The following is a 12,291-nucleotide window of genomic DNA, read 5'->3' as shown; positions in this document are numbered from 1 at the left end:
ATCGGACAAAGCAAGTCGTCTGATCGGCCAAGTTCGGCCCGGAGGGCCGTACCATGCATAAACCCTGGTGAGGCGCCCGGAGGGCGCCGCAACCAGGGGTGTGACAACAACTTGGAATTGCGCCTGGAGGGCGCCACATTGGTTAGGCACGTCCCGTCTCACCGCGTCGGAGGGGGCATGCCGTGCATCCAATATCAATGGCTGACCTTTGCGGCAGCGTGTTTCATAGGAGTAACCACCCCGGAGGGGAAAACACCGGGGACAAGTTGCAGGAAACCCACGGCCAACCGCCGCCCAACCATCCGCCCCTGATTTCCGCCGATGTTTGCGGCAGCGGAGTCATAGCGGGCCCAGAATAGCAGCGGCCTCCAGCCACTGTGCGCACGGCTCGAGGTCATCCGAAAACTATATTTGCCTGCCATAAGCGTGCTTTCGGCCTTTCATTAGCCACAAAATAGCCATGACTTCTGCGAAAACAGCGGTAAAAAGCCCGACACGAGCCCTCTGCCGCAAGGCGCTGAGCCGAAATGGGATAGGTGGAGGAGCGCGAGGGGGAGACGGGCCGGGTACGGTCGGCGTGGATGACGAGGATGGTTTAATGAGCCGTATTGTCGGAGTGGGCGAGACGCCCACTCCACGGCCGCGAGACGCCATCGGTCAGTAACCACCCCGGAGGGGAAAACAGCGGGGACAATTTGCAGGACACCCACTGCCAGCCGCTGCCCAGCCATGCGACCTTGATTTCCGCCGACCTTTGCGGCAGCAGGTTTCATAGGAGTCAATGCTATTGGATGCACGACATGCCTCTGTCGGGCACGGTGAGACGCGACGTGCCCGGCCAATATGGCGTTCTCCAAGCGAAATATTAAGTCACTGTCACACAATGGTATACGTTGTCCCCTTCGGCGCCCGCGCCCGCCTCAAAGACTGATTCGCCTAAAACGCCCCCTGCGTTTTCATCGCCGCCGCCCTGCCTGGCATGCTGCTCAACTCAGCGCCAGCAGGGCCTTTTTCTTTAGAAAATTTCTGCGGAACGCCCCCAGTCGTAAGCCGTTTCCTTAAGGCTGTCGCGGCTTGGCATAGGCCAGAACAGACACTGTTGGCCCCGACAGAGGTAGACGCCGTTCTTGATCAGGCCATAGGAAAAACGCGATGCGTAGCTGCGGTCGACAATCTTCGCGCCTTTGTCCCGCCGCTGCTGCACTTCTTCAATACAACTTTTCAGATGCTCCATGCGCCGGTCGAAGAGCGTACCGACGCGGCTGCCCACCTGGCTTTGTTCGGGCGTTGTGACAATACGCAAATCCGCAAACAGCAGACTCGGCACCGACACGCGATTGTCCGGCGACGTCATATACGCGCCGAAGTCACCGGGTGGTCGACAACTCACCACCAGGGGATGTACTGGGCATAGTTCCTTGTAGAGGCCAATGCCGTCCCAATCCTCCGGCATTTGGCATTCGCCACCGCCAATGCCCGGCCGCTGCAAGGCCAGGCAACGACCATCGCGCGTCACCAAATATAAGTCGCCCATGGTCTCCAAATCGAGGTTTTCCAGTACGCGATGAATGGACAGATAAAACGAGCGCTTGGGCCGCCCATCCGCATGCGGTACGCATTTCTGCCGCGCTTCCTCCCAGCAAAACGGGCCATTTTCTTTATTGATGCAGATGAATATCAGCGCTTCAGCCGACCCCTTGCGCGCACCGACCGACATATACGCGGCGAAGGCCTCCGGAGACAGCTGCGAGGCAATCAGCGCCTCCATGGGAAATACTGTCAGATACAGATTCGTCTGCATGGGGCACCTCCTGGCTTTAGCGCATGAATGACGTCAACCAATCGTAAATGTTATACTTGGCAAAAATCGACACCGAAATCAGCGACACCACCGACATGATCTTGATCAGGATGTCCAGAGAGGGCCCAACAGTGTCCTTCAAAGGATCGCCGACTGTGTCGCCGATCACCGCCGCCTTGTGCGCTTCCGAGCCCTTGCCGCCAAAATGTCCACTTTCAATGTACTTCTTGCCGTTGTCCCAGGCGCCGCCGGCATTCGCCGTGTATAAGGCCAACATGATCGCCGACAAGGTCGTGCCAATCAACAACCCGCCCACAAATTCCGCACCGAAAATAAAGCCGAAGACCAATGGCGACAACACCGCAATCAGCGCCGGTATCTTCATCTCCCGCAAGGCGCCGGCAGACGATATCTCCACGCACTGGCGGTAGTTCGGCAAGACTTCGCCGGTCATGATTCCCGGATTGCGCGCGAACTGCTCGCGGACCTCCTGCACCATGCGTCGCGCGGCTTTGGCTACCGCCTCAATCAGTATGCCAGAAAACAAATAGGGCAAGCCCGCCCCCACTACCGCGCCTGAAAGCGTCAGGGTGTTAATCATGTTCAGGATGAGCGAAAAATCCGGCGCTGCGGCTCGATCACCGGCTTGGGCGTAGATATACGACGCAAACAGCGACAACGCCGCCAGTGCCGCACTACCAATGGCGAAGCCCTTGCCGATGGCCGCCGTGGTATTGCCCACGGCATCCAGATTGTCGGTAATCTCGCGCACGTGATGATTGAGCTGGGCCATCTCGCTGATACCACCGGCATTGTCGGCAATCGGCCCGTAGGTATCGACCGACACTGTCACGGTCACGAAGGACAGCATGCCAATCGCGGCCATCGCCACGCCATAGAGCCCACCGAAGGTATGCGCCAGTATAATCGTGGTGCCCAGCACCAGAACTGGCCCGATCACCGAATTCATGCCGCAAGCCATGCCCTGCGTAATCGTCAACGCCGCACCCTCGCGGGACGCTTCGGCGACCGCCTTGGTCGGCCGAAAGTCAAAACTCGTGTAGTACTCCGCAATTTTGCCAATGACGATGCCAGCCAAAATGCCCAGTACGGCGCAAGCCCAAGGCGACATCCAGCCGACGCTGAAGCCCATCGACGCCATGTCCTCGCCGCTAAAAAACACCCGGCCGGCGATGCCGGTGAACACAATGGTCAACACCGCCGAAAGCATGGTCACGCCATTGAGCTCGCGATGCGGCCGATTGGACATCTTGCGCACGAGCATCGTCGTTATGCCCACCACACAGGACAAAAGCCCCAGCGCGCCAAACAGCAGCGGATAAGCAATGAGCTTCTCCAATTGCATCGCCGTCATGGGCGAAGCGCTCTGCGCCCGACTGAAGAATTGGCAGGAAACCAGCACCAACGCTGAAATCATCGCGCCGACGTAGCTCTCAAGCAGGTCCGAACCAAGTCCAGCGACATCGCCGACATTGTCGCCCACGTTGTCGGCGATGGTTGCTGGATTGCGCGGATCGTCCTCAGGTATGCCGGCTTCCATTTTGCCGACGAGGTCGGCGCCCATGTCAGCCGCCTTCGTGTAGATGCCACCGCCTACGCGGTTGAACATGGCAATGATGGAGCAGCCAAGAGCGTAGCCAGACACCGTCATGGTGAAGGGAATGTCGCGAATACCTGGAATGCCCAGCCAATTGCCATGCACGGTCAGCATCTCCGGTCGCATCTGCCCCATGAGATGGCCAAAGACGTAAACAACCACGCCCAGGCCCAACAAGGCGAAGCCGCCCACCGCCAGGCCCATCACACTCCCGCCGAGGAAGGCCACTTTTAGCGTCTCGCCCAGGCTCTCAGTCTCCCGAGCTTTGTTGGCCACGCGCACGTTCGCCAGCGTCGCCGTCTTCATGCCGATCCAGCCTGCAGTCGCGCTCATACTCGCACCGATGACGAAGGCAACCGCGGCCTGCCAGGATACCACCACCGCCAGTACCAACAGAATCAGCACTGCAATGACTGCGATCTTCCGGTACTGCAGGCGCAAAAAGGCGTCGGCGCCTTCCTGAATGGCCTTGGCAATGGCCTGCATCTTGTCCGTTCCCGGTTGCTGGCCGCAAACGATGCGGAAGTTCACCCACGCCAGTCCCAACGCCGCCACCACCGCCGCTATCAGCCATACGTTCATCGCAACCTCCTGGACAGTTTTCTGCCTGTGTTCACGCTTCCCCAACGGGCATCATACTCATGATGATTTAAGGGAGTTATAACACGTTCCATGACTTTTTTCAACCTAGCTTTGTTTACCATACATGAAAGACCGTAACCGTGGCAAATTGCCGGCTACGTCCAGTAACCACTTGTTCAGCCCACACTTTTTTACGCAGTTTCCAGGGACTACATTAGCCTCTGTCACGCTGGGCGGCGCCGCCCAGCACCATCCAGACACAACGGGAGCACTCGGCGATGCATGATCAGCAGAAGAAATACGAATCAGCCATCAGCGAACTGGTTGCGGCAGCAGTCCGTCTGGGCGAATTGGGCTATGTGAGTTCTCACGGCGGCAATCTCTCCAGCCGAGTCGATGCCGAGACCGTGCTGATCACGCCGACCAAAGTCGCCAAGCGCGCGTTGACCTTTGACGACATCGTCATCATCGGCATGGACGGCACTACGCGCTACGCCGGCAATAGCCGCAAGCCAACTGGCGAAACGCCTATTCACCTAAATATCCTGCGGCAGCGACCGGACATCAAAGGCCTGGTGCATGCCCATCCGCCGGTCCTCACTGGCTTTTCGCTGATTGATGAGCCGCTGCTTTCCGCGCCACTCTTGCCCGAGCCGATCATAGAACTTGGCCCCCTGCTCTACGTGCCCTACGCCGAGCCGTTGTCCGCTGAGCTAGCGGCCGCCTTTGACAGCGTCATCCGCCGTTCCAACGCGTTCATCATGCGCAATCACGGTGTCATGATCTGCAGTCCAGACGGCCCCTGGCGCGCCCTCGAACTGCTGGAAATGGTCGAAGCCATGGCCCAGTCGCTCTTTGTCGCCAAATCACTGGGTACGGTCACCCGCATACCCGACCGTGAAGTGGACAAGCTGAGCCGGACCATCCAGACCCGCGGCCTGCCCATGCCCGGTGCGCCTGGCGTCATCAGTAAACTCAGCGATGCCTACCCGCACTGACCTAGCCACACGTCACAAATACCGTTCCTCAACGACCACCTAATAGGCAGGCTCACCATGACAAACCGTTTCCAGAAAGTGCCCGTCGGCTCCGTTACGGTCGGCGGCGAAATCGGCCAGCGCCTGGCCATCAGCGCCGACAAGATTCTCCATCACCTCGATCTCGAAGGGAAATTCGCCCGGCACTTCAAACAGCGCCGAAGCGAGCCGGAGGTCCCCGGCGGCTTTGTCGGCTATGGCATGCTCATGGACGGCATCGTCAAGGCCGCCGCGCGGAGCATTGGCGGCGAGGAACTGCGGCTCCTGAAGGACGAACGCATCGCTGAACTGATCGCCACCCAGTCTGCAGACGGCGCAATCACGGCCTTCGCCGACAAGATCGGCTTCTGGGACAACCACGAGCAGGCCTACATGATTCAGGCATTCGTCCTCGATCACCGCCACGCCGGCAACAACGCCGCTCTCGCGGCGGCACTGCGCCTTGGCGACTTCCTGATCAAGCGCCATACCGGCCTGAACCTCGGCTTGGAAACAGCTTTTCTCATGCTCTACCAGGAATCCGGCGACAAGCGTTTCCTGGACTATTGCGTCAATCAGTTCAAGCTCTGCAGCAATCTTGATGTTTACAACCGCATGCTCACCGTCAACGGCATTGCCCATGTCTACACCTGGATCGCCCGCGTCCTCGCCCAACTCCAGTACGCGCAAATCACCGGCGACGACAAAGACGAGCTCTTCGCCGGCGCCCGCGAACTCTACACCCGCGTTCTCCACGGCGGCTACACATCCATCACGGGCTCCTGCTCTGGCGGCATCAACTGGGGCGAAATCTGGGACAACACCCAGACTGGCCTCGGCAAATGGGGCGAGACCTGCGTGTCCGCATACCTCCTGCGCTGCAGCCTCACCATGCTCGAACTCGACGCCGACAGCGTCTATGGCGATCTCTGCGAACGCGTGCTCTACAACGCCTTCTTCGGCGCCCAGTCGGCCGACGGCCTCCGCCAGCGCTATTTCATCCCCTTCAATGAAGCCGGCCAGTGGTACGAAAATGAAACCTACTGCTGCCCCAATAACTTGCGTCGGATGATGTTCGAGCTACCGGACGCGTTCTTCTTCCAGACCCCCGACGGCTATGCCGTCAATTTCTACGGCGACGCCACCCTCAACCTCCCCAATGTCCACATCGCCCAGCGCGGCAATTACCCCGAAGACGACTGCATCACGATGAGTATCACCGCCAATCGGGATATGACGCTGCAACTGCGCATCCCGGCGTGGTGCCGCCAGGCAGAAATATGCCTCGACGACGAGTCTTTCAGCGCGCCGGGCGGCGGCTGGTTCAGCCTGCGCCGACGTTGGTCCGGCACCCACCAGCTGCGCCTGAGCATGCCCATGACGCCACGCCTCGTCCGCGGCACTATGGCACAACAAGGCCGGGCAGCGCTCATGCGCGGCCCGCTGGTCTATGGCGTGGAACTTGAACGCAACCAGCTCAACGGCCACGCCATGGACTTGCTAGCCATCAATGGCCACCCCGAGTATCTCGCCGACAGCGGTCTCATCCGCGTCCCCTGCATGATCCCCAATCAGAGCTACCGTGAATTCGACGTTCTCTTCAGCCGTTTCGCCAGCGACAAACGGGCACGTACCTTCTTCCCCTTGACTGCGCCCTGCTCCCTCGTTGAGGACGAGCTGTTCCACAACGACCAGCGTTAAGCAACACCTGCAGTATTACTGCCGGTTTCTGAGCCGTGTCAACAGAGATCCGCAACGACCTGCGCCAAACAACTCCAAGAGTATCACTACCGGTTTCAGAGCCGTGTCAACAGAGATCCGCAACTATCCTGCGCCAAACAACTCCAGGAGGTCCGTCATGAACTACCGCACGCGCACACGGTCCATCCGCATCCGCTCGTCCCGCACCTTCTGCGGCCAGCACCTCTACGACATCGCCATGGGGCCGGACTCGGAGCACAACGAAATGCGCGGCGTCGCCCGTGGTTTTATCGCCATCGGCGACATCGCCGTGGGCTTCCTGGCCCTGGGCGGCCTCGCCCGCGGCGTCTTCGCTCTTGGCGGCGTCAGCATCGGTGCCTTCGCCTTCGGCGGCGTGTCGCTGGGGCTACTCTCCCTCGGCGGCATGGCCATCGGCGCTGTCGCCATCGGTGGCATGGCTGTCGGCGGCGTCGCCATCGGCGGCCTGGCTGTCGGTTACTATGCCCTCGGTGGCAACGCCGTCGGCAAGTACGTTTTCTCGGCCGCCCAGCGCAGCGATGAAGCCGTCGCCTTCTTCAACCGCTTACTCCCAGGCACCAAATAAAGCGCCCTCAACGCGCCTGACGCCCTCCCGTGGACTGAGCCCCCCCTGTTCACAGCGCCGATTACCCGCGATTGCCCGCGATTGCCCGCGATTGCCGTCGAATTCTGTAGGGGCGGACCTATGCGTCCGCCACATCCCCCCGTCTTCCCAGCCCCCAGAAAATAATTCTTAAGTTAATCGCTTGTATTACATCACAACCAAACGATAGTAATGCCGGTTTTAAACTTTACGCGTCCCCATATTCGTCACGAAGGAGGCACCGCTCATGACAAGAATTCACGACAGCATCTTATCGTTGATTGGCAACACGCCGCTGGTCCGCATTGGTCGTTTGAATGCTGGCTCAGCGGAGGTCTTGGCGAAGATTGAGTATTTCAACCCTGGTGGCAGCGTCAAGGACCGCATCGGGTTGGCGATGATTGAGGACGCCGAGGCTCGCGGCCTGCTCAAACCCGGCGGCACGATTGTTGAGCCGACGAGTGGCAATACCGGCATTGGCTTGGCGCTGGCTGCGGCAGTCAAGGGCTACAAGCTCATTTTGGCCATGCCTGAGACCATGAGCATTGAACGTCGCAAACTCCTCCTGGCCTTTGGCGCCGAGTTGGTCCTAACCGACGGCACACGCGGCATGAAGGGCGCCATTGCCAAGGCACAGGAAATCCTGGATGCCACGCCGGGCGCATTCATGCCCCAGCAGTTTGAAAACGCGGCCAATCCGGCCGTGCACCGTCGCACGACCGCCGAGGAGATCTGGCGTGACTGCGATGGCCGCATTGATGCACTGGTCGCCGGCGTCGGCACCGGCGGCACCATCACCGGCGTGGCCGAAGTCCTCAAGCAGCGCAATCCGGCCATGAAGGCCTTCGCCGTCGAGCCGGACGCCAGCCCAGTCCTCTCCGGTGGTGCGCCCGGCCCGCATAAACTTCAGGGCCTCGGCGCGGGTTTCGTGCCGGGCACGCTCAACACGGACATTGTTGACGAGATCATCCAAGTCGGTGCCGATGTCGCCGGCGCCACCGCCCGCGCCGCGGCAAAGCAGGAGGGTCTGCTCATTGGCATTTCGTCCGGTGCGGCATTGTACGCCGCGCTGCAGCTGAGCAAAAAGCCGGAATGGTCCGGCAAACGCATCGTCACCGTCCTGCCCGACAATGGCGAGCGATATCTGTCAACCTGGTTGTATGAGTAATAATGGAGGGCCCTGCATGATCAAAAACCCATCGTATCGCTTCGAAACTCTCGCCCTCCATGCCGGCCAAGTGCCGGACCCCGCCACCCTGAGCCGCGCCGTGCCGGTCTATCGCACCACGGCCTATTCCTTCCGTGATTCACAGCACGGCGCGGACCTCTTCGCCCTCAAAGAATCAGGCAATATCTACTCCCGCCTGATGAATCCCACCAACGACGTGCTCGAAAAACGCCTGGCCGCCCTCGACGGCGGCGCCGCCGCCCTGACCCTCGCCAGCGGCACCGCTGCCATCTATTTCACCATCACCAACATCCTCCGCCAAGGCGACGAGCTGGTCTCGGCAAACAATCTCTACGGCGGCACCTACACGCAGTTCGACGCTATCCTCCCCCAACAGGGCATCAAGGTCAATTTCACCGCGGTCAACGACTTTGCCGCTGTGCGCGCCGCCATCAATGAGCGCACCCGCGCCATCTACATTGAGGCCGTTGGCAATCCCACTCTCGACGTTGCCGACATCCCCGGCTACGCGGCCATCGCCCGCGAATATCACCTGCCACTGATTGTCGACGCGACCTTCACCACCCCAAGCCTCCTCCGCCCCATCGCCCACGGCGCTAACATCGTCATCCACTCGCTCTCAAAATGGATCGGCGGACACGGCACCGGCATCGGCGGCGTGGTCATTGACGCCGGCAATTTCGACTGGAGTGACCCCAAATTCGCCCTCTTCAATGAACCCGACCGCGGCTACCACGGTTTGCGCTTCGCCCATGACCTCGGCGACCTCAATCCCCTCGCCTTTATCCTCCGCCTGCGCATCGTCGGCCTGCGCAACCAGGGCGCGACCCTCGCGCCCGACGCGGCTTGGATTTTCCTCCAGGGCGTGGAGTCGCTCGTCCTGCGCATGCAGAAACATAGCGAAAATGCCCGCGCGGTCGCCCGCTTCCTGCAGAAACACCCGAAAGTCGCCTGGGTGCGCTACCCCGGCCTCAACGAGGACCCGGGCCACGCCCTGGCCAAACACCTCTTCACTGGCGACGCCTTCGGCGGTATGGTCGTCTTCGGCGTCCACGGCGGCGCTGAACGTGCCAGGCAGCTCGTGGACAACATCGGCCTCTTCAGCATCATCGCCAATGTCGGCGACGCCAAAAGCCTCATCATCCACCCCGCCAGCACCACCCACTCACAACTCAGCGACGACGACCAACGCGCCGCCGGCGTCGCCCCAGAACTCATCCGCCTCTCCATCGGCCTCGAACATATCGACGATATCACCAGCGCCCTCGCCGACGCCCTCGATAACCTATAAGCATCTCCTCCCCACAGAAACCTACTCCCGCTCCTCCTTCCGATCCACGTCACTCTTGGCAGATCGGAGGGGAAGCGCATCACTTACGAGCAGTAAGTACTAAGTGACCACCCCAGGAACGCGGCAGCGATAAAAGCCAACACACAGCACAGCCGCAGCACTTTTTCCGCGCGGGTGAAAGAAGGCTGAAAAGCCGCCCGCTCCAAGCGCTTATACCAGAATGGACAACAAAGCAACGGATAGGCCACTAGGCTTGCCGAAAACAAGGATATCGCCAACGCAGAAATCATCGGCGAAGCAAGCAGAAAAGTCCGCATGCTATACTCGAAAGCGTGAGCTTTCGCCATCCCGAAAAGCCATGACGCCGCCGAACAAATTGTGATCAGTCGCTCGTCAAAACCGCCGTGCAGAGAACTGACCGCAAAAAAAGTCAACGCCATACCGCCCTCCAGATAGAGCAAGGTCCGCCGTTGCGATGGGCACAACAGCAAATTGATGATCATAAATGGTACCAGCAACAGCACCCACTGGCCATGCCAGGGAATCAACAACATGAACAGTGAATACACAACCAATGGAATGTACGCTATCAGGCGACGCCGAGTGGCGACATCCGGCGGGATGTACGCATAGACCAAAATGCACAGCAGGGCCAAAAACGCCGCAAAAACACTGCCATAATAGCCGGAACCCATCGGATACGACACCGCAAACAACTTGCTCAGCATCCGCGACGTAAAATCACTGGTGACGTCACGACCAGGCAAACGCCAGGATACCAAAACAAAAAATAGGATCGGTACGAGACTCTTTACAACTGCCTTGAACAACCACCAGAAACGCTTCTCGCATAGCAACAACAACGGCACGAAGGTAAAAAACGAAAAGAATTTATAGCAGTTCGCCAAAGCAAACATGATGACAAAAAGCCGTTTGTTGCCCCGCAGCAGGTGATGAACCCCCAAAAGCATAAAAAAAACGCAGAAGACATCGTAACAACCCAACAGAACGATGCAGAAGAACGCCAGCGGCGCGGTCAAAAAAAGATCAAAGGCGTCTTCGCCGGTCTTTTCCTCAGCTTGGAAATCGTGATGGATAATGCGTTCAAGCACAGCGCCAAGGAGCAGAAACATCAGGAATAACAGCAAACGACACCAATAGGTGACCACGCCGTAATTCAAGGCCAGGCCAAAGACCTTGTTGATAATGAAGAGCGGCAGATTCCACAAGGCGAAGGTCATATACATCGGCAGCTCGTAACAGACAATATCCAAGCCCTCATAGGCACCGGCAATTTCGTAAAATGACAGTAGCCGGCCATCCCAGGCGCACTCCAGTAAGACATAGCCGTGATTGCCAACCGTCACCAAATCGCCGAGCTGGAAAAAAAAAGCGACCAACGCTGCAAACAGGCAGTACAATGCCGCCGGCCAACACATAAAACGGCGACGCCACGATGCTAAAACGAATGCGGTGTCCATATATGTCACCTTTCGTTTACAAGGGTACGATGTCTTACGGCGAAGACAGCAAGCTGAATAATCGACAACAAGGTGGTCTTCAGCAGCTTCCAATTTCGTAGCGTGACCACCCCGGTGCTTCGTCCCCAATGCTGAACAGGCAGCTGATAACAGCGAAGACGCGCAGTCATCGCCCAGCCCGAGATAATGAGATTGGGTGAGTAGGTTCCAACGGGCATCCGCGCTATCAACGGCGCGAATGCCTCACAGCGCAGCAGACGATACGGGCAGTTGACATCGTGAATCCCACCATTGAAGCAAGTTCGGACAACCAACTGCGCCCCCCAGCTCACCAGTTTGCGGCTCAAAGTTTGCCGGCGACCGGTTCGAATGCCAATCAGGAAATCAAAATTTTGCCGCATAGTCCACAGGGTTTTAAACTCCTCTGGGCCCATTTCGTCATCTGAATCAATCTGTAACAGCCACGAAAAACAACCAATGTTCTCCCGGTATCCCTGCAGCACCGTCATGCCATGGCCGGTGTTAGCTTTGTGATGAACTACAACCCGGGAATCTTTCGTTGCGTAATCCGCCAATATCGCCGCCGATGCGTCGCGCGAACCGTCATCATAAAGATGCATTACAAATTCACAGCCGCAGGCCGTAAGCGCAGCGAGCCAACTGTCCAGCACTACCGACAATGCGCCCTCTTCGTTGTAAACGGGGATGACAACCCCGAGGCGATCCTTGCCACGCGACTTCTTCTCTTCACCCTCAGACATAATATGCCTATTTCCCCTTAACCACCACTCATGCCCAGGTCAAAGCCACCCACAACCTATACATTGATCCGCGAATATACAGCCAGGTAATTTCATTGTCTAGAGCCCTACGCAGGCATCCTGCTAAAGAAGTAATCGGTCAGTGTACACTCCCAGCGCTTCGCTGGGACAATTTGCAGGAAACCCACGGCCCGCCGCCGCCCAGCCATCCGACCTTGATTTCCGCCGA

The 12,291-nt window shown here is 58.8% G+C and carries 11 protein-coding genes; 7 read left to right on the top strand and 4 right to left on the bottom strand.

The window, feature by feature from the left end; all coding sequences use genetic code 11:
- The first annotated feature begins 182 nt into the window (after positions 1–182).
- Complete coding sequence (locus J3R75_RS16820) at positions 183–359, top strand: hypothetical protein (RefSeq protein ID WP_307264035.1); 177 nt, start codon at positions 183–185, stop codon at positions 357–359.
- Positions 360–608: 249 nt separating this feature from the next.
- Positions 609–869, top strand: coding sequence for a hypothetical protein (locus tag J3R75_RS16815; RefSeq protein ID WP_307264033.1), 261 nt, complete (start codon positions 609–611; stop codon positions 867–869).
- 146 nt (positions 870–1,015) lie between these two features.
- Here the strand turns inward: J3R75_RS16815 and J3R75_RS16810 are convergent, their stop codons facing one another.
- Positions 1,016–1,801, bottom strand: a complete 786-nt coding sequence (locus J3R75_RS16810) for a hypothetical protein (protein ID WP_307264030.1) — start codon at positions 1,799–1,801, stop codon at positions 1,016–1,018.
- Between the two features lie 16 nt (positions 1,802–1,817).
- Positions 1,818–4,001 carry a sodium-translocating pyrophosphatase gene (locus J3R75_RS16805; RefSeq protein WP_307264027.1) on the bottom strand — a complete coding sequence of 728 codons (2,184 nt, stop codon included), beginning with the start codon at positions 3,999–4,001 and terminating at the stop codon, positions 1,818–1,820.
- Between the two features lie 278 nt (positions 4,002–4,279).
- On the opposite strand from J3R75_RS16805, the gene J3R75_RS16800 reads away from it, so the two are divergent.
- From J3R75_RS16800 to J3R75_RS16780, 5 genes are all read left to right on the top strand, one after another.
- Complete coding sequence (locus J3R75_RS16800) at positions 4,280–4,999, top strand: class II aldolase/adducin family protein (protein ID WP_307264024.1); 720 nt, start codon at positions 4,280–4,282, stop codon at positions 4,997–4,999.
- A 57-nt stretch (positions 5,000–5,056) separates the two neighbouring features.
- Positions 5,057–6,718, top strand: a complete 1,662-nt coding sequence (locus J3R75_RS16795) for a beta-L-arabinofuranosidase domain-containing protein (protein WP_307264022.1) — start codon at positions 5,057–5,059, stop codon at positions 6,716–6,718.
- A gap of 157 nt (positions 6,719–6,875) precedes the next feature.
- Positions 6,876–7,322: a hypothetical protein gene (locus J3R75_RS16790; protein ID WP_307264020.1), complete on the top strand. Its 447-nt coding sequence runs from the start codon at positions 6,876–6,878 to the stop codon at positions 7,320–7,322.
- Between the two features lie 265 nt (positions 7,323–7,587).
- Positions 7,588–8,508 carry a cysteine synthase A gene (gene cysK, locus J3R75_RS16785; RefSeq protein WP_307264017.1) on the top strand — a complete coding sequence of 307 codons (921 nt, stop codon included), beginning with the start codon at positions 7,588–7,590 and terminating at the stop codon, positions 8,506–8,508.
- Positions 8,509–8,524: 16 nt separating this feature from the next.
- On the top strand, positions 8,525–9,820 hold the full coding sequence (locus J3R75_RS16780) for an O-acetylhomoserine aminocarboxypropyltransferase/cysteine synthase family protein (RefSeq protein ID WP_307264014.1): 1,296 nt from the start codon (positions 8,525–8,527) through the stop codon (positions 9,818–9,820).
- 83 nt (positions 9,821–9,903) lie between these two features.
- Here the strand turns inward: J3R75_RS16780 and J3R75_RS16775 are convergent, their stop codons facing one another.
- On the bottom strand, positions 9,904–11,301 hold the full coding sequence (locus tag J3R75_RS16775) for a hypothetical protein (RefSeq protein ID WP_307264011.1): 1,398 nt from the start codon (positions 11,299–11,301) through the stop codon (positions 9,904–9,906).
- A gap of 5 nt (positions 11,302–11,306) precedes the next feature.
- Positions 11,307–12,062, bottom strand: coding sequence for a glycosyltransferase family 2 protein (locus J3R75_RS16770; RefSeq protein WP_307264008.1), 756 nt, complete (start codon positions 12,060–12,062; stop codon positions 11,307–11,309).
- Positions 12,063–12,291 lie beyond the last annotated feature (229 nt).

The organism is Oligosphaera ethanolica (assembly GCF_030814695.1).
GTDB lineage: Bacteria > Verrucomicrobiota > Lentisphaeria > Oligosphaerales > Oligosphaeraceae > Oligosphaera > Oligosphaera ethanolica.
The sequence above is the reverse complement of the archived record's forward strand: the minus strand, read 5'-3'. Positions and strand labels throughout refer to the sequence as shown.